We start from the raw sequence: 22,069 nt of genomic DNA, 5'->3' as shown, positions 1-22,069 counted from the left end.
TTGGCCAGCGGGGCCATGCAAGGATGGGACCCGTGAGCACCACGTTCGACTGCAACGATCCCCATTCTCGAACGGCCGGTATCAGGGCCGCCGTCGGCGCCGCCAAAGGTGGCCGCCTGATCGTCCTGCCCACCGACACGTTGTACGGGTTGGGTTGCGACGCTTTCGATTCCGAATCGGTCAACAACCTGCTGGCCGCCAAAGGGCGGGGCCGGGACATGCCCGTGCCCGTACTGGTCGGCTCGTGGAGCACCATCGACGGCCTGGTGTTGTCCGTGTCGTCGATGGCGAGAGAACTGACCCGGGCGTTCTGGCCCGGCGGCTTGAGCCTGGTGGTCCACCAGGCTCCCTCGCTGGCCTGGGATCTGGGTGACACGCGGGGCACGGTGATGCTGCGGATGCCGCTGCACCCGGTGGCCATCGAGATCCTTCGTGAGGTCGGCCCCATGGCCGTCTCCAGCGCGAACATCTCCGGTCGACCGCCGGCGACCACAGCTGCCGAGGCCCGGGAGCAACTGGGGGAGTCGGTGGCCGTCTACCTCGATGGTGGACCGGCCGAGAAGGCGATGCCGTCGACCATCGTCGATCTCACGGACGTCAGTCCCAAGATTCTGCGCGAAGGTGCGATCAGTGCGGAGCAGATCGCCGAGGTGCTGGGTACCGGAGTCGAGAGCCTGCGCAGCTGATCCGGCTCGATCCCAATGGCGGGTCCGGTCGACCGCTTGCGTGCTTTTTGAGCGCGCGCTAGTAGCGTTGACCCGTGTTCGCGGCCTATTCGAGTTCCCTTGAGAGCAGTGGTGTGCTGATCGCAGCGCAGTCCGGCCTCACGAGCAGCGGTGCAGGTGTCCCGCTGCGCGAGCTGATGCTCGTCGGGCTCGCCGCCGCGGTGATCACCTATCTCGCCACCGGTGTCGTGCGGGTCATCGCCACGCGCACTGGTGCGGTGGCCGTTCCGCGGACCCGGGATGTGCACGCGATCCCCACGCCGCGTCTCGGCGGTGTCGGCATGTACATCGGCGTGCTCGCCGGGATGGCTCTGGCCGGCGAGTTGCCGGCTCTGACAAGGGGTTTCGCATACACCGACGACATGAACGCCGTTGTCGTCGCCGGTGGGGTCATCGTGCTCGTCGGGATCATCGACGACCGCTGGGGGATCGACGCCCTGACCAAGTTCGTCGGCCAGCTGACCGCTGCCGGTGTCCTCGTGATCATGGGTGTGAGCTGGTACCTGCTGTACGTCCCGTTCGGCGACATCGGCACGGTGGTGCTGGACCCACTCCAGGCGGGATTGCTCACGATCGCGGTCACCGTTGCAACGGTCAACGCCATGAACTTCGTCGACGGCCTCGACGGGCTCGCCGCCGGCCTGGCGCTCATCGCGTCGTTGGCGATCTGCGTCTTCTCGCTGGGTCTGCTCCGAGACCAGGGTGGCGACGTCAGTTACTACCCACCGGCCCTCATCGCGGCGATTCTCGCGGGTGCATGCCTCGGTTTCCTGCCGCACAACTTCCAGCCCGCCCGCATCTTCATGGGCGATTCCGGCTCGATGCTCATCGGGCTGATGCTCGCCACGGCCTCGACCAGCGCATCGGGCAGGGTGGCCACCAATGCCTACGGTCCCGCCGATGTGTTCACGTTGCTGTCACCGATCATCCTGGTGGCGGCCGTCATGTTCATCCCGATGCTCGACATGCTGATGGCGGTCGTGCGCAGGACCAGGGCGGGTGTCGGCTTCTACACACCGGACAAGATGCACCTGCACCACCGGCTGCTGGAGATCGGTCACTCGCACAGGCGCGTGGTGTTGCTCATCTACCTCTGGGTCGGACTACTGGCCTTCGGGGCGGCTGCGAGCACGTTCTTCTCGGTGTCCGTGGTGGTACCGGTCCTGGCAGCCGGACTGGTCCTGGCGATGGTCGCCACGATCGTCCCGCGCCTTCGTCGACGACACCGCCAGAGTGCATCTGCCTGACCGGGTGCGGCAGATAGAACCGTGTCCAGTAATCTGAGACGAAGTGCAGCCTAACCCGGACATTTCGGGTATGCGATGCAACGTAGTACTATCGTCTGTAGTAGCCGAATCACCAAGGTGAGAGCCGCAATCGCGGTCAACGCACCCCCTGGTGGCAGGCCGCGAAGGTGTTGATATGGTCACAGGGATCGATGAGCTGTCGCCCCGATCATGTTCCAGATCGACGGGCACGGCTCTACCAGGCTGCCCCCAGAGCTAGCGAACCCGCTGGACCCTTGAGGAGAGGTGCATGACGACGTCAAGCTCCGACTCGGCGCCGGTATTCCCGGATGTTCCGTTGAGTTTGGTGCGTCCTGCGATCCTCAGCGGATTGCTGGTCGTCGTCGCAGTGGCCGCCAGCGCTTACCTCGGCCACATCATGTTCGGTATCTGGATGTTCGTCGGATTGGCCCTGAGTCTGGCCAACGCCAAGCTCGTGCAGTTGTATGTGCAAGGAATCACCGCTGAAGAGAATCCGCGCAAGCGGCCGATCGCGATCAACTCCGCCCTGCGTCTGGCGCTCCTGACGATCGTCGCCCTCGTGGTGGCGTTCCTCGCCAGGCCGGACGGTCTCGGCGTGATGTTCGGACTCGCGCTGTGTCAGGTGATCCTGGTTCTCAACACGGTTATTCCAGTGATGAAAGGACTTCGTACCCAGTCATGACAGATACGTCGTATCTCGCCGAGGCAGAGATCGAGGTCGGGCACCACACCCACGTCGATCTGTTCGGGATGACCTTCAACCTGGACACCATCATCGGGACCGCTTTTGCGGCCCTGGTCGTGCTCGGCTTGGCCTTCTACGTGCGGGCCAAAATGACGTCGGGTGTTCCCAACCCGGTACAGCTGTTCTTCGAAACCCTCACCTCTCAGATGCGCGGCCAGGTCGAGAGCTCGATCGGCATGCGCGTCGCGCCGTTCCTGCTGCCACTGGCCGTGACGCTGTTCATCTTCATCCTGGTCGCCAACTGGATCTCGGTGCTGCCGGTCCAGTACGGCAAGGAGGGGGGAGGCACCGGGGAGTGGCTCAAGCCGCCGGCCTCGGACGCCAACTTCGTCTACGCCCTCGCGCTGTTCGTCTTCGTCGCGTACCACGCCGCAGGCGTCAAGCGCCGTGGCTTCCTCGGCCATCCCAAGGCCCTGATCAAGGGTCACGCCATCGGCCTGGCCCCGATCAACATCATCGAAGAGATCGCGAAGCCCGTCTCGCTCTCACTCCGTCTTTTCGGCAACATGTTCGCCGGCGGCGTGATGGTCTCGCTGATCGCGATCTTCCCCGCCTACATCATGTGGGCACCCAACTCGATCTGGAAGATGTTCGACCTCTTCGTCGGCCTCATCCAGGCGTTCATCTTCACCTTGCTGACCATCTTGTACTTCAGCCAGTCAATGGAGCTGGAGGACGAGCACCACTAGCACGACCCCTTGCCGGTGCGATGCCGGCGGGGCCATAAGACCTGGCAATCCGATTGTCAGTACCACCGAAAGGGAAAAGTAAATGGATCCAATGATTGGCATGGGCGCACTGATCGGCGGCGGTCTGATCATGGCCGGCGGCGCTATTGGCGCCGGTATCGGTGACGGTCTGGCCGGTGCGCAGCTGATCGCAGGCATCGCGCGTCAGCCAGAAGCGCAGAGCCGCCTGTTCACTCCGTTCTTCATCACCGTCGGTCTGGTCGAGGCTGCGTACTTCATCAACCTGGCCTTCATGGCGTTGTTCGTCTTCGCCACCCCGATCAGCGCCGAATAATTTCGGGAAACAGGTAAAACGACACCATGGATCTCGCCGCAGAGAATTTCCTCATACCCAACGGCACGTTCTTCGTTGTCCTCTTGATCTTCATCATCGTGCTGGTGGTGCTCGGCAAGTTCATCGTTCCGCCGATCCGCCAGGTCCTCGAAGAACGTGAGGCATTGGTCTCGAAGACCAACGAGGACAACAAGGCCGCGGCCAAGAGTTTCGAGGATGCCGAATCGGAATACCGATCCGCCATGAAGGGCGCCCGTGTCGAGGCGACCGGCATCCGCGACGAGGCTCGTGCCAAGGGCAACGAGAACCTCGAGGAGATGAGGCGGCGGGCAACCGAGGAGTCGGACGCGGTTCAGCGCGACACCTCCGAACAGCTGGCCGCCGAAGGGCAGCGGGCTGCGGCGGAGGCCCGCGCGGAACTGGGCAGGCTGTCCTCCGGGCTGGCCAGCCGAGTACTCGGATTCGACGTCTCGTCGGACCCGAAGTTGTCGGCATCCCTCGATCGTGTCTCCGCGACCGAGGGCGAAAAGACCGGGACGGTGAACTGACCAGTGGATATTTTCATCGGGCAACTCGTCGGCTTTGCCGTCGTTGTCTTCGTTTTCATCCGATACGTTCTTCCGCCGCTGCGTAAATCCGTTGCGGCGCAGAAGGAAACGATCGCCACGCAGGTCGCCGAGAGCGAGCAGGCCAAGGCCCGGCTCGCCGAGGCGAAAGACGCTCACGCCACAGCACTCGAGCAGGCCAGGGCAGAGGCGAGCCAGATCCGTGAAGAGGCACGCGGTGACGCTCAGGCGATCGCAGAACAGATGCGCAATCAGGCCGACTCCGAGGTCAAGCGCATCACCGAGCACGGCAAGGCGCAGGTCGCCCTCAACCGCCAGGCGCTGATCCGTCAGCTGCGTGGCGAACTGGGGCTGGCCTCACTCGACGTCGCCGGCAACCTGGTGCGCGAGCACCTCGAGGACCCGAAGGCCAAGCAGGATTCCTTCGACAGGGTTCTGGCCGAGTTGGAGCAGATGGCCGCCGAAGGCGGTGTCGCACCGGAGTCCACATCCACCGGTGAGGCTATCGGCACCCACTCGATGCGGGCAGCGAGCCGTGACTCGGTACGCACCCTGGCACGCACGTTCGACGAGAAGACCGGCTCGGCGGATGTCGAGCAGCTACGAACGATCGGTGACGAACTCGGTTCGGTCGCAATCCTTCTCGCGGCAAACCCGGTTCTTCGCAAGCACCTGGCCGAGTCCACCGACGAGGCGCAGCACAAGGCTTCGCTGGTCGATTCGATCCTGTCGGGAAAGGTGTCCGACACCACCCTCGACATCGTCAAGTCCGCTGTCGACGCGAAATGGTCGGCCACCGCTGACTTCCTCACCGCACTCGAGCGGCTCGCCCGGCTCGCGCTGCTGACGGTCGCCGACCGCAGCGGCAAGATCGGCGAGGTCGAGGACGAACTGTTCCGGCTGGGCCGGTTGCTGCTGGCAGAACCTGATCTGTCGCGACTGCTGTCCGACTCGAATGCACCTGCCGAGGGCCGGTTGCAGTTGCTCGACAGGGTCATCGGCGGGAAGGTCACGGACGAGACCGGAGCGCTGGTCCGACAGGCTGTGCAGTTGCAGCGCGGACATCAGCCGATCGACGTCACCGTGTCAGGCATCGCCGAATTGGCTGCCGCTCGACGCGGAGAGTCGGTTGCACACGTCATCGCGGCGGCACTGCCGACCGATGCGCAGATCGAGCGGCTCAGCACAGTGCTGGGGCGGATCTACGGACGCGACATGTCGGTGCAGATCGAGATCGACGAGCAGTTGCTCGGCGGTTTCAAGGTCATCGTTGCCGACGAAGTCATCGAGGGTGACGTGGCCAGCCGACTGGCCAAGGCGAGCGAGACCTTGCCGAGTTAGCCCGACGGGCGCGACGCCCGACCGGACACACTCCGGCGCGGGCACACTTAGACCACAAGCGAAAACGAAAGCAAGGAACGAGTACTCATGGCGGAGTTGACGATCTCATCCGACGAGATCAAAGGAGCGATCGAGCAGTACGTCTCGTCATTCCAGGCCGAGGCATCGCGCGAAGAAGTCGGCGTAGTCGCCGACACCTCGGACGGTATCGCCCACGTGAGCGGCCTGCCGGGCGCGATGGCGAACGAACTGCTCGAGTTCTCGGGCGGGGTTCTGGGCGTGGCCCTCAACCTCGACGAGGACGAGGTCGGTGCTGTCATCCTCGGTGCATACGACGAGATCGAAGAAGGCCAGCAGGTCAGCCGCACCGGCGACGTGCTGTCTGTCCCGGTCGGCGACAACTTCCTCGGCCGTGTGGTGAACCCGCTGGGTCAGCCCATCGACGGCCAGGGCGAGATCGAATCGGACGAGAAGCGCGTGCTGGAGCTCCAGGCGGCATCGGTCCTCGAGCGTCAGCCCGTCGAGGAGTCGCTCGCGACCGGCATCAAGGCCATCGACGCGATGACCGCTATCGGCCGCGGCCAGCGTCAGCTGATCATCGGCGACCGCAAGACCGGCAAGACCGCGGTCTGCATCGACGCGATCCTGAACCAGAAGGCGAACTGGGAAACCGGTGACCCCACCAAGCAGGTGCGTTGCATCTACGTGGCGATCGGGCAGAAGGGTTCGACCATCGCGGGCGTCAAGTCCGCGCTCGACGAGGCCGGCGCGATGGAGTACACCACCATCGTCGCGGCTCCCGCATCTGACTCGGCCGGATTCAAGTGGCTGGCCCCGTACACCGGTTCGGCCATCGGCCAGCACTGGATGTACCAGGGCAAGCACGTCCTCATCGTGTTCGATGACCTCTCCAAGCAGGCCGAGGCCTACCGCGCCATCTCGCTGCTGCTGCGTCGCCCGCCGGGCCGCGAGGCATACCCGGGTGACGTCTTCTACTTGCACTCCCGTCTGCTCGAGCGTTGCGCAAAGCTGTCCGACGAGCTCGGTGGCGGATCGATGACCGGTCTGCCGATCATCGAGACCAAGGCCAACGACGTCTCGGCGTTCATCCCGACCAACGTCATCTCGATCACCGACGGTCAGGTCTTCCTCGAGTCGGACCTCTTCAACAAGGGCGTCCGCCCGGCCATCAACGTGGGAACCTCGGTGTCCCGTGTCGGTGGTGCAGCGCAGACCAAGGGCCTGAAGAAGGTCTCGGGTTCGCTCCGTCTGGAGCTTGCACAGTTCCGTGAGCTGGAGGCCTTCTCGGCCTTCGCCTCGGACCTCGACGACGCATCCAAGGCCCAGCTGGCCCGCGGTGCTCGCTGGGTGGAGCTGCTCAAGCAGGACCAGTACTCGCCGGTGTCCGTCGAGGACCAGATCGTCTCGATCTACCTCGCGGGTGAGGGCCACTACGACTCGGTTGCCGTCGACGATGTGCGTCGGTACGAGGGCGAGCTCCTCAATCACCTGCACCACGGTGCCAAGGGCGTCTACGACTCGATCGCGGGCGGTAAGGCTCTGTCCGACGATCAGGCCGAGGCACTCAAGGCCGCCGCCGACAAGTACAAGAAGTCGTTCCTCGCCAGCGACGGCCCCGGATCGGTCAACGAAGAAGATCCGGGCGCTCTTGCGGCCGACGAAGTCAACAACGAAGAAATCAAGGTCCGGAAGTCCTAGGGCAGATGATTCGACAATCCATGACCAAACCGAAAGGAGTGTGAGACACGCCCATGGCAAGTATTCGTGATCTGCGCTCACGCATCCGGTCAGTCCAGTCGACAAAGAAGATCACCAAAGCCCAGGAACTCATCGCGACGTCGCGCATCGTCAAGGCGCAGTCGCGGGTGGCGGCCGCCAAGCCGTACTCGCAGGAGATGACCGCGGTGCTCTCGGAGCTCGCTTCCGGAGCCGGCACGCTCGACCATCCGTTGCTCGTCGCCCGGGAGAACCCGAAGCGCGCAGCGGTGTTGGTGGTGACCAGTGACCGCGGTATGTGCGGTGCGTACAACTCCAACGTCTTGCGTGAAACCCGGCAGCTGCTGGAGTTGCTCGAGGACGAGGGCAAAGAGACGGTGTTGTTCATCACCGGACAGAAGGGCCTCGGTTACTTCTCCTTCCGCGGGGTCAACGTCGCCGGATCGTGGACGGGGTTCTCGCAGCAGCCTGAGTATCACAACGCTGCGGAAGCCACCGACCACTTGGTGGACCTGTTCGCTGCCGGCTCGGGCACGGAGATCGACGGGCTCGACGGCGGCAAGATCGAAGGCGTCGACGAACTGCACCTGGTGTTCACCAAGTTCGTGAGCATGCTCAACCAGTCGCCCGAGGTTCGCAGGATCGCACCGCTTGTGGTGTCGGAGAGCGACGACGACGAGTCGTCCACGCCGGCGCGCAACTACACGTTCGAACCCGGTGCGGAGACGTTGCTCTCGGCGCTGCTGCCGAAGTATGTGGCAACGCGCGTGTACGCGGCCCTGCTCGATTCGTCGGCATCGGAGTCGGCCGCCCGTCGTACCGCGATGAAGGCCGCCACCGACAACGCCGAAGAGTTGGTGACCAACCTGTCGCGCGAGGCAAACCAGCTGCGGCAGGCACAGATCACCCAGGAAATCAGCGAGATCGTCGGCGGCGCAAACGCGCTCGCGAACTAGCAGCAACAAGCCAAAGGCGGTCGCGGATCACCACCCGCGCACCGACAAAGAGGAAGAGACAACATGACCACAGCTGTAACCGAATCCGTCTCGGGTTCGACCGCAGACTCGGTGACCGGCCGGGTCGTACGAGTCATCGGACCTGTCGTCGACGTGGAGTTCCCGCGCGGCGCAGTGCCCGAGCTTTTCAATGCCCTTCATGCCGAGATCACGCTGGCCTCGGTGGCCAAGAAGTTGACGCTCGAGGTCGCACAGCACCTCGGTGACAACCTTGTCCGCACCATCTCGATGCAGCCGACCGACGGCTTGACCCGCGGTACCGAGGTCTCCGACACCACCAAGCCGATCTCGGTGCCTGTTGGTGACGTGGTCAAGGGACACGTCTTCAACGCTCTCGGCGACTGCCTCGACACGCCGGGGCTCGGTCGCGACGGCGAGCAGTGGGGCATTCACCGTAAGCCACCGGCCTTCGATCAGCTCGAGGGCAAGACCGAGATCCTGGAAACGGGCATCAAGGTCATCGACCTTCTCACCCCGTACGTCAAGGGTGGAAAGATCGGCCTGTTCGGTGGTGCCGGTGTCGGCAAGACCGTCCTCATCCAGGAGATGATCACCCGTATCGCTCGCGAGTTCTCAGGCACCTCGGTGTTCGCCGGCGTCGGTGAGCGCACCCGTGAGGGCACCGACCTCCACCTCGAGATGGAGGAGATGGGCGTTCTCCAGGACACCGCCTTGGTGTTCGGCCAGATGGACGAGCCGCCGGGCACGCGTATGCGCGTGGCCCTGTCCGCGCTGACGATGGCGGAGTACTTCCGCGACGTCAAGAACCAGGACGTGTTGCTCTTCATCGACAACATCTTCCGGTTCACGCAGGCCGGTTCCGAGGTCTCCACGCTGCTCGGCCGCATGCCGTCTGCCGTTGGTTACCAGCCGACCCTGGCCGACGAGATGGGTGAGCTCCAGGAGCGCATCACCTCGACGCGTGGTAACTCGATCACCTCGCTGCAGGCGATCTACGTGCCCGCCGACGACTACACCGACCCGGCGCCGGCCACCACGTTCGCGCACCTCGACGCCACCACCGAGTTGTCCCGTCCGATCTCGCAGCTGGGTATCTACCCGGCGGTGGATCCGCTGACGTCGACCTCGCGGATCCTGGAGGCCTCGATCGTCGGAGACGAGCACTTCCGCGTCGCCAACGAGGTCAAGCGGATCCTCCAAAAGTACAAGGAACTGCAGGACATCATCGCGATCCTCGGTATGGATGAGCTGTCCGAAGAGGACAAGGTCACCGTCCAGCGCGCGCGTCGTATCCAGAAGTTCCTCGGTCAGAACTTCTTGGTCGCCGAGAAGTTCACCGGTCAGAAGGGTTCGGTTGTCTCGCTTGCCGACACGATCGAGGCATTCGACCGGGTTGCCAAGGGTGAGTTCGATCACCTGCCCGAGCAGGCGTTCAACAGCTGTGGTGGTCTCGATGACGTCGAGGCTGCTGCCGCACGAATCTCCGGGAAGTGACCGAAATCCATGGCTGACACCGCATTTCACATCGAGGTCGTCTCGGCGGACACGCGGCTGTACTCGGGTGAGGCGACCTTCGTGATCGCTCAGACCACCGAAGGTGAGCTGGGTGTCCTCGCCAATCACGAGCCGTTGCTGGGACAGTTGGTCGAAGGCGGTTTCGTGTTGATCGAGGAAGAAGGCGGTCAACGCAAAGTCGCGGCCGTGCAGGGAGGTTTCCTGTCGGTCACCGGTGAGACCGTCACCGTCCTCGCCGAGTCTGCCGAGTGGGCAGACGAGGTCGACGCCGACGCAGAACGTTCCGTTCTGGAGTCGGAAGAAGAGGGCAGCGAGCGTTACATCCGTGCGCAGTCTCGGCTGCGTGCGGTCGAAGAGCTGGGCCACGTGAAGTAGATCGTCGATCGGATGGCATCCTGGTGAGCAGGGGACCATCTGGACGGCTAGCCGTTTCCCCGGTCCCCGCGAACTTCGAGGAGTTTGCGGGGACCGGGGTGTTTTTTCAGCGGGGGCAGAAGGAGGTGTCGGTTGTGCACTGGAATCTGATTGCCCTTGCGGTGTTGGTACTGGTCACCTTGGCGATGTTCTACGTGTTCTATCGCATCAATCAGCTCCGCGGCGCGGGTACTTCTGCTTTACTGCGCGAACTACCCGCTGATGACGGTCGAGCGTGGCGGCATGGCGTGGTGCGTTATGACGACAACGCGATGGAGTACTTTCGCCTCCGCAGCATGCGTCCCGGCCCCAACCGTCTGGTTCTCCGTCAGGTTGTCGTGTCCAAAGGACGCCGCGGGCCGACGCCGTCCGAGGCCGATGTGATGGACGACGACATGGTGATCCTCGAACTGGCCGACCGGGACGGTGCGTTTGAGCTTGCGCTCGACGGCGGCGCCGTCACAGCCTTTCAATCCTGGCTCGAATCCCGCCCGTCTCAGCGTGCCGAACGCACGGGCCGCGAGCGCCGCCGCTGATCGGCGACCTACTGGTCGTTTCCCGTTCCAGATTTGGCGCGGGTTCGCTGCTCGCCCGGCTGCCAGAGCACGTCTCCGCCCGGGTTGGCGACTCTCGACAAGATGAAGAGCAAGTCGGACAACCTGTTCAGGTATTTGGCCGGCAACGCGCTCGTGTCGTCGGGGTGAGCGTCGACGGCAGCCCATGCAGACCTTTCCGCCCGTCGTGTGACGGTCCGGGCCACATGCAACAACGCGCTCAGCGGACTGCCGCCCGGCAGGATGAACGAATTGAGCGGTTCCAGCTTGTCGGTGTAGTGGTCGCACCACACCTCGAGATCATCGATGTAGCTCTGTAGTAGCCGCAGTGGGGGATACTTCGGATCCGGAACGACCGGTGTCGAGAGGTCGGCGCCGGCATCGAACAGATCGTTCTGCACGCGCGTGAGGATCTCCGCGATCTCCGGGTCAGGGTTGCCGAGAGCCAGCGCTGCGCCGATCGCGGCATTTGCCTCGTCACAGTCTGCGTAGGCGATCACCCTCGGGTCGTTCTTCGACACACGGGAGAAGTCGCTCAGCCCGGTTTCGCCGCTGTCTCCGGTTCGGGTGTAGATGCGGGTCAGGTGTACAGCCATGGATGAAATCTACCCGTCGGCGCGGGCGATGACGGCATGGGCAACGGACAAGGTGACCTTTGTCCGAATGTATCTGCTGGTGCGGAGGGAACGATCGTTCGGTGTTCTGAGTGGGGAAAACAACGACCGCGCAACGAAATTCGCGATTTCGGCCTCGACGGAGATACTTCCGGGTGTCTATTTCGTGGAGGGCTTGGACAAGTGGCGGGCCGTCGGGGTCTCGCTGCGACCGGTCGCTTAGGCTACGTGTCGTGGATGATCGTTTTCTGGTGACGGGGGGCGCGCGGCTGACCGGTGAGGTCGAGGTCGTGGGCGCCAAGAACAGCGTGCTGAAGCTGATGGCAGCTGCCCTGTTGGCGGAAGGCACCACCACCATCACCAACTGCCCCCAGATCCTCGATGTCCCTTTGATGGCCGAGGTCCTGCGCGGTCTCGGGGCGTCGGTGAGCCATTCGGGCGACACCGTGGTCATCGACACCCCGGCCGAGCCCAAGTTCCACGCGGACTTCGACGCGGTGAAGCAGTTTCGCGCCTCGGTGTGTGTTCTCGGGCCGCTGATCGCCAGATGCCGTCGAGCTGTGGTTGCGCTGCCGGGCGGCGACGCGATCGGTTCCCGGCCGCTCGACATGCACCAGAACGGGCTACGCCTTCTCGGTGCGCGCAGTGTCATCGAGCACGGTTGTGTGGTTGCCGAGGCGGACACGTTGATCGGTGCGCCGATCGCACTCGAGTTCCCCTCCGTCGGCGCCACGGAGAACATCCTCATGGCAGCGGTGCTTGCCGAGGGCGTGACGACGATCGACAACGCCGCGCGTGAACCCGAGATCGTCGATCTGTGCGTCATGCTGCAGCAGATGGGCGCCAAGATCTCCGGGGCGGGGACGTCAACCCTGACCGTGGAGGGGGTGGACCGTCTCCAACCGGTCACCCACCGGGTCATCGGGGACCGCATCGTGGCCGCCACGTGGGCGATCGCGGCGGTGATGACCCGCGGCGACATCGCGGTCAGAGGTGTCGACCCTCAACATCTCCAACTCGTTCTCACAAAGCTGTCTGGGGCAGGCGCGACGGTCACCCAGTACGAGAATGGCTTCAGGGTCGCCCAGTCCGGCCGGCCCGTTGCCGTGAACTACTCGACTCTGCCGTTCCCAGGATTTCCGACCGACCTGCAGCCGATGGCCATCGCCCTCGCGTCGATCAGCGACGGGATGTCGGTGATCACCGAGAACGTTTTCGAAGCACGCTTTCGTTTCGTCGAGGAAATGGTCCGGCTGGGGGCAGACGCCCGCACCGATGGCCATCACGCAGTGATCCGCGGTATCGAACGCCTGTCGAGCGCGCCGGTCTGGAGTTCGGACATCCGGGCCGGAGCCGGCCTGGTCCTGGCCGGCCTGGTGGCCGATGGCGTCACGGAGGTCCACGATGTCTCCCACATCGACCGGGGCTATCCGGATTTTGTCGAGATCATGCGGAGCCTCGGCGCACAGATCGAACGGGTCGAGCCGCTTCCGCAGTAGTGACCGAGGCGGTGGACCTGTCCTGATGGCCAGGTGGCCACGCTGACGTGATGGACATGAAGGCCCACTGCACGGGTCAGGTGACCTTGTTTCCGGTGTGAGCTGGGCAACATCCTTGTGAGGCAACAGTTTCCGCCCAGCACAAGGAGATACACGCCATGGCCATCGAGCTCAACCAGATCTGGGAATTCCCGATCAAGGAGTTTCACCCGTTCCCCAAGGCGAAACTGGGGGTCGGTGCTCACGACATGATCGGTGTCGAGGCCAAGGAACTGGGTATGTCACGGGTCCTGCTGATGACAACCGGACTCCGCGGCTCGGGCATCATCGAAGAACTCACCGGCAAGATCGAGTACCAGGGCGTGGACGTGGTGCTGTTCGATCAGGTGGAGTCCAATCCCAAGGACTACAACTGCATGGATGCCGCCGCCCTCTATCAGTCGGAGAAGTGCGACGGGATCATCTCTGTAGGTGGCGGTTCGAGCCACGATGCCGCCAAGGGTGCCCGGATGGTCATCGCCCATGACGGGCGCAACATCAACGAGTTCGAGGGATTCTCCAAGGCGACCAACAAAGAGAACCCCAAACACATCGCGGTGTCCACCACGGCGGGTACCGGCTCGGAGACCTCGTGGGCTTACGTCATCACCGACACCTCCGACATGGCGAATCCACACAAATGGGTGGCCTTCGACGACACCTGCCTCGTCGACCTCGCGATGGATGATCCGCTGCTGTACTACACCTGCCCCCAGCACTTCACCGCATTCTGCGGCTTCGATGTCTTGGCCCACGCCAGCGAGCCCTACGTGTCGCGGCTCGACTTCGCCCCGTCGCTGGGCAATGCCAAGTACTCGATCGAGCTCATTCGCGACCATCTACGGACCGCGGTCTACGATCCGAAGAATCTCGAAGCGCGGACCGGCATGATGCACGCGCAGTACATTGCGGCACAGGCCTTCAACTCCGGCGGGCTCGGCCTGGTGCATTCGCTGTCGCACGCGGTCAGCGCCTTCTACGACAGTCATCACGGCTTGAACAACGCCATCGCATTGCCTCGGGTGTGGGAATACAACCTGCCCTCCCGTTTCGAGCGTTATGCCGAGATCGCCGAGTTGATGGGTGTCGACACGTCGAAGATGACCACGGTTCAGGCAGCGGATGCAGCGGTGGAGGAGGCCATCCGATTGTCGAAGGATCTGGGCATCCCTGACAACTTCGGTCAGCTGCGTATCGACAGCTACGACAAGAACCGGATGAACACGGGCAAGTACGAAGGTCGTGGCGACAAGATGGACACCTCGGACAAGCAGGTCCAGGCGATCGCCGAACACATGATGGGGGACTGGTGCACGCCGGGCAACCCGCGCGAGTCGACGGTCGAATCCCTGATCCCGATGGTGTCACACGCTTTCAGCGGTTCGTACTGACCTGGATTCGAGCACGAGAGGACAGCATGACGGAGTTGGCGTACGAATCCCAGATCAACTCGCACGCAGCATCATTCGACAGCCCGGCAGCTCTGGCGGATGCGTTGCGCGGCAACGGCTATGTCATCGACCACGACCTCTCGGTGGTGGTTCATCTGGCGACCGTGCTCGGCAGGCCGCTGTTGCTGGAAGGTCCGGCCGGCGTCGGCAAGACCGAACTCGCCAAGTCGCTGGCCGCAGCGTCGGGGCGCCGGCTGGTCCGCCTGCAGTGTTACGAGGGTCTCGACGATTCCCGGGCGCTGTACGAATGGGACTACGCACGCCAACTCCTGCATGTGCAGATGCTCCGGGACCGCATCACAACCGAGTTGGCAGGGTATGCCGACCTGGCCGCCGCGTCGGCGGCGCTTGCCCGCGAAGACGTCGGGGTGTTCACCGAGGACTTCTTGGTGGCCCGGCCCTTGCTGGAGGCGATCCTGTCGCCTGAGCCCGTTGTGTTGCTGATCGACGAGGTCGACCGCACGGACGAGGCCATGGAGGCGGTGATGCTGGAGGTCCTGGCCGAACAGCAGGTGACCGTGCCCGAACTGGGGAGCTTCGCCGCCCGCTCGCAGCCGTGGATCGTTCTGACCTCGAATGACACCCGCGAGCTGTCGGCGGCACTCAAGCGCCGGTGTATTCACTTCTCGGTCGACTATCCGGATGCTGCACGGGAGCGCGAGATCGTGGCGTCGCGTGCGCCCGAGGTCGAGGAGTCTGCGGTCGCGGACGTCGTGGCGCTCGCCGGGCGGCTCCGGGCGATGCCGTTACGCAAGAGTCCATCGATCGCCGAGGTGGTGGATGCGGCGCGCGCGGCCTCGGTGCTCGGCGGGGTGTCGGGTGAGAACACCCGGGCGCTGCTGTCCTTGCTCGTCAAGTTCGGCGCAGACGTCGAGACCGTCCAGGCGCAGTTGTCGGGTGACGATGGCCGAGACGGCGCCCGTACTGCTGGGACTCCCGCCGTCGAGGGCGGCGGAACGCGGGGGTCGGTCACGGCAGCGGCCTTCGGAGCCGGCCGGGCACGGGCGTCGGGACGACGATGACCGTCGGTCGCGATGCCGTACTCGACGTGCTTGCCGGCGTGCTCGGACGGATGTTGCGGCGCCGCGGGGTGCGGGTGTCGCCGGCCGAGACGATCGAGGCCCGCCGTGTCCTGGCCCTCTATGGATCCGAGCTGTCGGTGTTGCGCCCTGCGCTGCAGGCGGTCACCGTCAAGTACGACTACGAGCGACCGGCCTTCGACGCGGTGTTCGACGCATTGTTCGTGACCGGACCCCCATCGGTCGACGACCCTGGCGGCCTGCCGACCGTGCGGGGGACCGCCGGCGGATTGCCGGACGAGTTCGAATGGGACGACGACCTGCAGGGCGCCGCCCGCATGGTCGGGGCCGACGAGCACACCGAAGAGATCGGCGACCTCTTCGACTCGGATCCCGAACGAGCTGAACGCCATGGCGAGTCGGCGCACCGCGAGGAGAACGATTTCACCGTTTCGGCCGGCGCGGAAGCTCTTGCGGTAGACCCGGATTCGGGTTCGACGCAGGGTGGTATCACGTACACGATCGAGGTGGACAACGCCGGCTCGGCCACAGCCGGTGACCTCGCGTCGGCGCCGATGCGAGTGCAGTCGGGCATCCTCTCGCTCGTGGACGCCCGAGCGGTGTTGGATCGTCTCGACGACTATGACGCACGGCGCGTCTACGGGACCGCCGGCGCCGACGACCTCGATCCCGCTCAGCTCGAACACCTGATGGCCGCGATCGAGTCCTTCGTCGAGGCGCTCACCCGGGACGCACCCGCCGCCGACGACGAACCCCGTCCCGGGGGCGCAACAACCCCGACGATCACCCGAGCAGACATCGATCAGGCGTGCCACCGGATCCTCCGACGCATGCGAGGTGCCCCGCGTACTCGCGCACGGACTCAGGGCCGTGGCCGGCTGGCGATCCGGCACACCCTCCGGGCGGCGCTGCGTACCGATGGAGACCCAGTCGACCTCTATCGGCGCACGCTGGTGGCGGGACGCGTGCGGTTGGTCATCGTCGTGGACGTGTCCTTGTCCGTGCGCCCGGTCACCGGCTTCATCCTGCGGCTGGCACAGTCCCTGCATCACATCGCCGACCGGTGTACGGTCCTGGCTTTCGTGGACAAGCCGATCGATGTCACGACTCCGCTGCTCGTCGGCACCGGAGATGACGCGCTGGCGCGGATCCTGTCCACGCCTGGCCTCGATCTTGCGGCGACGAGTGACTACGGCAGCCTCCTGGACGGGTTGCTGACAACACACGGTGGTGTGCTCGACGCTCGTACGAGTGTTTTGTTTGTCGGCGATGCCCGCGGCAACGGGTTCGCTGCGCGGGCCGACCTACTCGGCGAAGTGCGCCGCCGCACGCACCGACTCGCCTGGATCACTCCTGAGCCACGCAGATACTGGAGCCAGACCGGTTGCGGCATGGGCGAGTACGCCGAGTACTGCGATGCCGTGGTCGTGGCGCGCGATGCAGCGGAACTTCTCGAACGCGCCGACGAGATCGGTACGGCATTGTCGTGACGGAAAAGCGGGACCATGGAAGCGACCATGAGGTGACAGGCAGGAGTTGACAGAAATCGTGTTGAGCGGGCCACGTGATCACTAGGGTCGAGAGTGGGTGCGGCGCGCGCGACCGAGTCACCGGCTGCCACTCACGGACAGGAATCGGGTCATGATGCGCAGCATGCCGTCCCCACGGATCGTGAAGTTCCATGCTCCCGAGATGATCATCGGCGACGGCGCGCTGGCCGAGGCCGCTCTTGCTGCTTCCCGACTCGGGATGCGACGGCCGCTGGTGGTCTCCGATCAGAAGATCCGTGCCACGCCGTGGTTCGACGAGTTGTCCGGCAGGATCGTGTCGGTCGGATTGCACTCGGATTGTTTCACCGGTATCTCGCCCAATCCTCGTGCGCAGGAGGTCGCAGCGGCGTTCGAGAAGTACAAACGACACGGGGGCGACGGGATCATCGCGCTCGGGGGCGGGTCGGTGATCGACGCGGCCAAGGGCGTGGCGATCTTGGCGTCGAACGGCGGCCACATCCTTGAATACGAAGGCATCGACCGGGCGACGCGTCCGTTGCCTCCGGTGGTGGCCATTCCGACCACCGCCGGCAGTGGCTCGGATGTCTCCCAGTTCTGCATCGTCAACGACCCTGCGCGGCATACGAAGATCACGATCATCGGTCGGGGCCTGGTCCCCGACGTCACCGTCGTGGACCCACGGGTGCTGGCCACGGTTCCCCCCGAGGTCACTGCCCAGTGCGGAATGGACGTGCTGACCCATTGCATCGAGGCCTACGTTTCCATCGCCCATAGTCGGATGACGGATACATTTGCGCTGCAAGCTCTTTCGACCACCTGGCGTCATCTCGAACGACTTGTCGACAACCCTGCCGATCCGGAGGCGTCGGTGGCCATGGCCCACGCTTCACTCGAAGCGGGCATGGCGTTCACCAATGCGATCCTCGGGGCGGCGCACGCCATGAGCCACCCTGTCGGCGGGCATTGCGATGCAGCACATGGAGCCATCAACTCGGTGCTGCTGCCGCACGTCATTCGCTACAACGCCCACGTGTGTGCCGACGGTTTTGTCGATCTGGCGGAGGCAGTGGGGCTGTCCACGCATGGAACACCGATGAGTGTGGCCGATCGGCTCGCCGATCAGGTCTCGAGGTTCGCGCTTCGGATCGGAATGCCGGCCAGTCTGTCGCCACTCGGGGTGAACAGCACGGATATCGAGATGCTCTCGGCGCATGCGCTGGCCGACTCGTGCATGACCACCAATCCGCGCCAGCCGGACGCGGCCACCGTCGCCGATCTGTATCGGGAGGCGCTGTGACGGGCCGGCCATCGGGTCCGGGGCCGAGTGACCTGGAGTCACTGGTCGGCCTCCGTTCGGTCAAGGGTAGCCACTATGCGCAGTTCAGGGGTGTCGAGCAACGCCTGACGCGCGTGGTGGGTGCGCTGGAACGAATCTCGCGGGCGCTCGTGCGCACCGCGGAGGGACCCGAGACCCTGGTGTTGTCTGTACTCGACGCGGCGCGCGAGCATCTCGGGGCCCAATGGGTCCTTTTCGCGCTGAGCGATGGTCGACTCGAACGCACCGGTCCGCGCCACCTGATGATGGATGCCGACGGTGATGTGTACGCCTTCGAAGGCGCAGGGTCGGCAGGCAAACCGGTGGGCTTGCCCGACGAAGTGCTCAACCGGCTCAACGACGTCCTACGTGGCCAGATGACAAGATTGGGCCGGCCGGTCATCGAAGCCCACCACATCCACGTACCGGTCGAGTTGAACGGAGAGGTCGTCGGAGGACTGTCCGCGTGGATCTCGCAGACGCACACCATCGACCCGACCGACGTGGTGGTTCTTCGGATTCTCGCAGGTCAGGCCACCGTCGCGCTGTTGAACGCGGCCCTGTTCGAGGAGAGTCGGCACCTGTTGGTGCGCGCCGAGCAGGCGTACGAGGACAGCCGTCGTCACGCCGCGCACCTGGCAGAGCGCAACGCCGAACTCGAACGCACTCAGCGCGAACTCTCGGCGGCCATGCGCCAAGAGGTCCTCAACACCGAGCGCGCACGTATCGCTCGAGAACTCCACGACTCGGTTGCACAGTCGGTGTTGTCGGCCGGCGTCCAGATCGAGGTGTGCCGCATCGATGCCGACCCGGCGATCGCGGATCGTCTCGCCGTGGCGGGAAAGTTGACCAGAGACGCCGTGGACCAGGTCCGATCGGTCATCTACACGCTCAATCACGCTCCCTCCGATCGTGCTGGTGGCCTGGCCTCCATCCTGGATGAACTCTGTTCGATGCACATGCCGGATGATCTCCGGACCGACGTCAAGGTGATCGGCCGTCAGCGCGACCTGGCCCACGATGTCCAGCACGCGATCCTGCGGATAGCGGGGGAGGCGTTGTTCAACACCGCGGTGCACGCCCAGGCAACCAACGCACGAGTTGTCCTCCTCTACTCCGAGAGCGACGTCCGTCTGACCGTCGACGACGACGGCTCCGGTGACCCCGAGTACATGCGCCGGGTGATGCGTGCCGCGACCGTGGGTGACCTGGCCGGACGACATCACGGGCTCGCGAACATGCGATCCCGAGCCGCGGAGCTGAGTGGCGATCTGAGGATCCGCCGCTCCCGGCTCGGCGGCATACGCATCGTGGTGGAGATCCCGACAACTGACAGGGTGGGCAGATGATGGACGTGACCGACCGCGCACCTGCCGGGGGCAGACGACCGATCCGGACCATGCTGGTGGACGACCACGCGCTGCTGCGTGAGGGAATGCGCTCTCTCCTGGAACGTGAGAGCTCGATTTCGGTTGTGGGAGAAGCTGATACCGTCGGCGAGGCGCTCGAAGGCGCAGCCAGATACGCGCCCGACGTGATGGTTGTCGACCTCAAGCTGACAGCCGGCACCGACTACGAGGGCCTGCGGCTGATCAGCGAGCTGACCCGGCGGCATCCAGCGGTCGCGGCACTGGTGCTGACCACGTTCCTCGACGACGACCTGGTGGTCCGCGCCGTTCGCAGCGGCGCGAAGGGCTACGTGGTGAAAGACATCGACACCACCGAGTTGGTGCGGGCTATCAAGTCCGTGTCGAGGGGAGAAAGCGCCTTCGACTCGCGCAGCGCAGCTGTGGTGCTTCGCGCGGTCACCGGGCAAGGAAACTCCGAGACTTTGACCGAACGGGAGCGCCAGGTCTTGCGGTTGCTCGCCGACGGCAGCTCCAACAAGAGCATCGGCGAGACGCTGTTCATCTCTGCGTCGACCGTTAAGTTCCACATTCGCAACATCATTCGGAAACTAGGAGTCTCCAAGCGCACCGAGGCGGTGTACGCGGCCAGTAAGCGTGGGCTGATCTAGCGACCGCTGTGATCAGCCGCCAGGACGAGCCAGCCACCGTGGTCGGAGAACGTCAGGGCGTCCGGCTGTCCGGCGGTTTCGGCCCACCGGGCCAGCGTCTGCGGGGTGAGTGTGTGGTGATGGCCGAAGTGCGCGCTCGCGACCTGCTCGTAGGGAACGGCGATCAGGACCCGCTGTCGAGCCACGCGCAGTGCCTCGGCGATGGCGAGGTCCGCACCGCCGGGCAGATGTTCGAGCAGGTGGATCAGGGTGACCGTGTCGACGAAGTCATCCGGGTAGGGGAGCGCAAGGGCGTCACCGCACTCGACCTGCACATTCGATGTGCGCTGACGCGCGGCCTCGTCGAGCAGTCGCACCGCCCCGGCTGAGATGTCGCACGCGTACACGTCGGCGCAGTGGCCCGCGGCGGCTTGCAACGCGAAGAATCCGAAACAGCAACCGACCTCCAAGACGCTGGATCCTCTGAGCAGCGAGAGCGCTCGTCTGTGGATGGGTGCAAATGGTGATCGGCCAGTCGACAACTCACGCAGAGAATTGGCGTAGAAAGCGCGCCAACAGTCGCCTGCGTCATCGGCGCAGGTGAGAATCACGCCGGTCGCCGCGTCTTCGAACTGCTGCCGGCCCTCGAGGACACCGCACTGCACCAGCCCTTCGAGCTCAGCGACCATGCGGGCGTCGGAGACGGTGGCGAGGTCGAGGTCATGACCGATCTCCAGGCGACCCATATGGCCGTGCCGCCATTGCAGGCCCCCTACCCGTCGCGCATCCGAGCCCGGTGAGCCTTGTTGCACCACAACACAATCGGTGACGAAGCGAGTCTGTGGCAGTAGTGCGGTGGTCATTCTCCGACGCTATGGGGGAGCGGAACGGAGGGTAACTGCCCAAATGGTGGGGACAGCTCGACAAACGGGCAGTCTTACGAACCGTCCGGGACGGCTCGGTGTCAATACGACACGCTCAACGACCTCCCGTGTTGGTGATCACAGCAGCTCGAATTGGCGAAAGTGGTCCCCAGGCCGGGAATGCGGAGCCGAGGACGCAGCGCTGACCTGCAGTGATGCACGCGTAAGCAGCTGTTGTCCAGGCGATTTGACGTTGCAGGGCCGACCCGCGTAACTTTCTTCAAGTCAGCGAGTGAGGCGCCGGAGAGCGAGAGTCCGGAGCGGCCAAGAACACCGACAGGATGTTTTCCTGAAGGAACAACGCTGACCGCCCAGGTTCGAAACGAGTCCACTGAAAAGTGGAGCGTATCGACGCGGGTGGCCCAAGGTCCTGTGACCTTCGGAAGCCACGAACGGCCTCAAACCGGGAGTTGCACCGAGATAACAGAGCTGGTAGGCTGGTAGAGTTGCCTCGGAGACGGGGACAACAACAGTTAGACAACAATATCCTTACCGGGATGGCGCCACATATAACGGTGTCGAAGTCGGTATGGGGTGTGTTCTTTGAGAACTCGATAGTGTGTCGATGGATTGTTAGTGCCAATTTAGGTGCTGCATTCTGTCACGTGACGAAGCCCTGTTCGGGGTTTGGTTGGTGGTGGGGTGTGGTGCCGGCATTAGTTAGATATTTTTGATCCCATCGCAGGTTTTGAGTCCTGTGGTGGTGTCAGTTTTTGTTTGGTTGGGATTATGAAATCTCTTCAGGACATATTTTTTTGAAAGGCACCTTTTGGTGTTCTTTTGGAAGGTTTTCATGGAGAGTTTGATCCTGGCTCA

At 64.2% G+C, this 22,069-nt stretch carries 22 protein-coding genes; 20 read left to right on the top strand and 2 right to left on the bottom strand.

Going from position 1 to position 22,069, the window contains the following annotated elements; translation table 11 throughout:
• Positions 1–32: 32 nt before the first annotated feature.
• The 12 genes from KXR83_RS03465 (at position 33) to KXR83_RS03410 (ending at position 10,847) form a co-directional block, all read left to right on the top strand.
• Positions 33–686 carry an L-threonylcarbamoyladenylate synthase gene (locus KXR83_RS03465; protein ID WP_062800338.1) on the top strand — a complete coding sequence of 218 codons (654 nt, stop codon included), beginning with the start codon at positions 33–35 and terminating at the stop codon, positions 684–686.
• Positions 687–799: 113 nt separating this feature from the next.
• Complete coding sequence (locus KXR83_RS03460; RefSeq protein WP_437424423.1) at positions 800–1,972, top strand: glycosyltransferase family 4 protein; 1,173 nt, start codon at positions 800–802, stop codon at positions 1,970–1,972.
• Positions 1,973–2,261: 289 nt separating this feature from the next.
• Entirely contained in the window at positions 2,262–2,675 is a 414-nt protein-coding gene (locus tag KXR83_RS03455; protein ID WP_030174327.1) for an ATP synthase subunit I, read from the top strand.
• The gene (atpB, locus tag KXR83_RS03450; RefSeq protein WP_023957889.1) at positions 2,672–3,427 is read left to right on the top strand and encodes a F0F1 ATP synthase subunit A; all 756 of its coding nucleotides are present in this window, start codon (positions 2,672–2,674) and stop codon (positions 3,425–3,427) included. The genes KXR83_RS03455 and atpB overlap by 4 nt, the downstream gene beginning before the upstream one ends.
• A gap of 82 nt (positions 3,428–3,509) precedes the next feature.
• Positions 3,510–3,761, top strand: a complete 252-nt coding sequence (locus tag KXR83_RS03445; protein ID WP_023957890.1) for a F0F1 ATP synthase subunit C — start codon at positions 3,510–3,512, stop codon at positions 3,759–3,761.
• A gap of 26 nt (positions 3,762–3,787) precedes the next feature.
• A complete protein-coding gene (locus tag KXR83_RS03440) occupies positions 3,788–4,309 on the top strand; it encodes a F0F1 ATP synthase subunit B (protein WP_023957892.1) in 522 nt (173 codons plus the stop codon).
• A gap of 3 nt (positions 4,310–4,312) precedes the next feature.
• Positions 4,313–5,668, top strand: a complete 1,356-nt coding sequence (locus KXR83_RS03435) for a F0F1 ATP synthase subunit B/delta (RefSeq protein ID WP_023957894.1) — start codon at positions 4,313–4,315, stop codon at positions 5,666–5,668.
• An 87-nt stretch (positions 5,669–5,755) separates the two neighbouring features.
• Positions 5,756–7,387 (top strand): F0F1 ATP synthase subunit alpha, encoded by a 1,632-nt coding sequence (gene atpA, locus KXR83_RS03430; protein WP_023957897.1) that lies wholly within the window; start codon positions 5,756–5,758, stop codon positions 7,385–7,387.
• 53 nt (positions 7,388–7,440) lie between these two features.
• The gene (locus KXR83_RS03425; RefSeq protein ID WP_062800245.1) at positions 7,441–8,361 is read left to right on the top strand and encodes a F0F1 ATP synthase subunit gamma; all 921 of its coding nucleotides are present in this window, start codon (positions 7,441–7,443) and stop codon (positions 8,359–8,361) included.
• 63 nt (positions 8,362–8,424) lie between these two features.
• Positions 8,425–9,876 carry a F0F1 ATP synthase subunit beta gene (atpD, locus tag KXR83_RS03420; RefSeq protein WP_099383246.1) on the top strand — a complete coding sequence of 484 codons (1,452 nt, stop codon included), beginning with the start codon at positions 8,425–8,427 and terminating at the stop codon, positions 9,874–9,876.
• A gap of 9 nt (positions 9,877–9,885) precedes the next feature.
• Entirely contained in the window at positions 9,886–10,272 is a 387-nt protein-coding gene (locus KXR83_RS03415) for a F0F1 ATP synthase subunit epsilon (protein WP_023957903.1), read from the top strand.
• 134 nt (positions 10,273–10,406) lie between these two features.
• A complete protein-coding gene (locus tag KXR83_RS03410) occupies positions 10,407–10,847 on the top strand; it encodes a DUF2550 domain-containing protein (RefSeq protein ID WP_051406508.1) in 441 nt (146 codons plus the stop codon).
• Positions 10,848–10,855: 8 nt separating this feature from the next.
• Here the strand turns inward: KXR83_RS03410 and KXR83_RS03405 are convergent, their stop codons facing one another.
• Positions 10,856–11,461: a cob(I)yrinic acid a,c-diamide adenosyltransferase gene (locus KXR83_RS03405; RefSeq protein WP_437423613.1), complete on the bottom strand. Its 606-nt coding sequence runs from the start codon at positions 11,459–11,461 to the stop codon at positions 10,856–10,858.
• Here KXR83_RS03405 and KXR83_RS03400 point away from each other — a divergent pair.
• The 8 genes from KXR83_RS03400 to KXR83_RS03365 all read left to right on the top strand — a co-directional run bounded on the left by KXR83_RS03400 (position 11,460) and on the right by KXR83_RS03365 (position 20,351).
• The gene (locus tag KXR83_RS03400) at positions 11,460–11,702 is read left to right on the top strand and encodes a hypothetical protein (RefSeq protein ID WP_437423612.1); all 243 of its coding nucleotides are present in this window, start codon (positions 11,460–11,462) and stop codon (positions 11,700–11,702) included. The genes KXR83_RS03405 and KXR83_RS03400 overlap by 2 nt on opposite strands.
• 10 nt (positions 11,703–11,712) lie before the next feature.
• Positions 11,713–12,978 carry a UDP-N-acetylglucosamine 1-carboxyvinyltransferase gene (gene murA / locus KXR83_RS03395; protein ID WP_023957911.1) on the top strand — a complete coding sequence of 422 codons (1,266 nt, stop codon included), beginning with the start codon at positions 11,713–11,715 and terminating at the stop codon, positions 12,976–12,978.
• Between the two features lie 158 nt (positions 12,979–13,136).
• Complete coding sequence (mdo, locus tag KXR83_RS03390) at positions 13,137–14,408, top strand: NDMA-dependent methanol dehydrogenase (protein ID WP_437423611.1); 1,272 nt, start codon at positions 13,137–13,139, stop codon at positions 14,406–14,408.
• Positions 14,409–14,434: 26 nt separating this feature from the next.
• Positions 14,435–15,490, top strand: a complete 1,056-nt coding sequence (locus KXR83_RS03385; RefSeq protein ID WP_437423610.1) for a MadB family AAA-type ATPase — start codon at positions 14,435–14,437, stop codon at positions 15,488–15,490.
• Complete coding sequence (gene madC, locus KXR83_RS03380; RefSeq protein ID WP_437423609.1) at positions 15,487–16,998, top strand: MadC family VWA domain-containing protein; 1,512 nt, start codon at positions 15,487–15,489, stop codon at positions 16,996–16,998. Before KXR83_RS03385 ends, madC begins: the two co-directional genes overlap by 4 nt.
• A gap of 151 nt (positions 16,999–17,149) precedes the next feature.
• Positions 17,150–18,316, top strand: a complete 1,167-nt coding sequence (locus tag KXR83_RS03375; RefSeq protein ID WP_437423608.1) for an iron-containing alcohol dehydrogenase — start codon at positions 17,150–17,152, stop codon at positions 18,314–18,316.
• Complete coding sequence (locus KXR83_RS03370; protein ID WP_437423607.1) at positions 18,313–19,683, top strand: MadS family sensor histidine kinase; 1,371 nt, start codon at positions 18,313–18,315, stop codon at positions 19,681–19,683. Before KXR83_RS03375 ends, KXR83_RS03370 begins: the two co-directional genes overlap by 4 nt.
• A complete protein-coding gene (locus KXR83_RS03365) occupies positions 19,683–20,351 on the top strand; it encodes a MadR family response regulator transcription factor (protein ID WP_437424422.1) in 669 nt (222 codons plus the stop codon). The genes KXR83_RS03370 and KXR83_RS03365 overlap by 1 nt, the downstream gene beginning before the upstream one ends.
• Here the strand turns inward: KXR83_RS03365 and mftM are convergent.
• Positions 20,348–21,193: a mycofactocin oligosaccharide methyltransferase MftM gene (gene mftM, locus KXR83_RS03360; protein WP_437423606.1), complete on the bottom strand. Its 846-nt coding sequence runs from the start codon at positions 21,191–21,193 to the stop codon at positions 20,348–20,350. The two genes, KXR83_RS03365 and mftM, sit on opposite strands and share 4 nt — an antisense overlap.
• Positions 21,194–22,069: the final 876 nt, after the last annotated feature.

This window comes from Williamsia muralis (genome assembly GCF_051487485.1).
In the GTDB taxonomy this organism is placed as follows: Bacteria; Actinomycetota; Actinomycetes; order Mycobacteriales; family Mycobacteriaceae; genus Williamsia; species Williamsia muralis_B.
Note: the sequence above shows the minus strand (reverse complement) of the source record. Positions and strands in the feature narration are given on the sequence as shown.

What these genes read in the sequence shown, in the direction of transcription:
- madC (WP_437423609.1), top strand. Translation starts at nt 15,487, where the DNA reads ATGACCGTCGGTCGCGATGCCGTACTCGACGTGCTTGCCGGCGTGCTC.
- KXR83_RS03365 (WP_437424422.1), top strand. Translation starts at nt 19,683, where the DNA reads ATGGACGTGACCGACCGCGCACCTGCCGGGGGCAGACGACCGATCCGG.
- KXR83_RS03415 (WP_023957903.1), top strand. Translation starts at nt 9,886, where the DNA reads ATGGCTGACACCGCATTTCACATCGAGGTCGTCTCGGCGGACACGCGG.
- KXR83_RS03375 (WP_437423608.1), top strand. Translation starts at nt 17,150, where the DNA reads ATGATGCGCAGCATGCCGTCCCCACGGATCGTGAAGTTCCATGCTCCC.
- atpA (WP_023957897.1), top strand. Translation starts at nt 5,756, where the DNA reads ATGGCGGAGTTGACGATCTCATCCGACGAGATCAAAGGAGCGATCGAG.
- KXR83_RS03400 (WP_437423612.1), top strand. Translation starts at nt 11,460, where the DNA reads ATGGATGAAATCTACCCGTCGGCGCGGGCGATGACGGCATGGGCAACG.
- KXR83_RS03425 (WP_062800245.1), top strand. Translation starts at nt 7,441, where the DNA reads ATGGCAAGTATTCGTGATCTGCGCTCACGCATCCGGTCAGTCCAGTCG.
- KXR83_RS03440 (WP_023957892.1), top strand. Translation starts at nt 3,788, where the DNA reads ATGGATCTCGCCGCAGAGAATTTCCTCATACCCAACGGCACGTTCTTC.
- KXR83_RS03385 (WP_437423610.1), top strand. Translation starts at nt 14,435, where the DNA reads ATGACGGAGTTGGCGTACGAATCCCAGATCAACTCGCACGCAGCATCA.
- KXR83_RS03455 (WP_030174327.1), top strand. Translation starts at nt 2,262, where the DNA reads ATGACGACGTCAAGCTCCGACTCGGCGCCGGTATTCCCGGATGTTCCG.
- atpD (WP_099383246.1), top strand. Translation starts at nt 8,425, where the DNA reads ATGACCACAGCTGTAACCGAATCCGTCTCGGGTTCGACCGCAGACTCG.
- KXR83_RS03405 (WP_437423613.1), bottom strand. Translation starts at nt 11,461, where the DNA reads ATGGCTGTACACCTGACCCGCATCTACACCCGAACCGGAGACAGCGGC.
- mftM (WP_437423606.1), bottom strand. Translation starts at nt 21,193, where the DNA reads ATGACCACCGCACTACTGCCACAGACTCGCTTCGTCACCGATTGTGTT.
- mdo (WP_437423611.1), top strand. Translation starts at nt 13,137, where the DNA reads ATGGCCATCGAGCTCAACCAGATCTGGGAATTCCCGATCAAGGAGTTT.
- KXR83_RS03445 (WP_023957890.1), top strand. Translation starts at nt 3,510, where the DNA reads ATGGATCCAATGATTGGCATGGGCGCACTGATCGGCGGCGGTCTGATC.
- atpB (WP_023957889.1), top strand. Translation starts at nt 2,672, where the DNA reads ATGACAGATACGTCGTATCTCGCCGAGGCAGAGATCGAGGTCGGGCAC.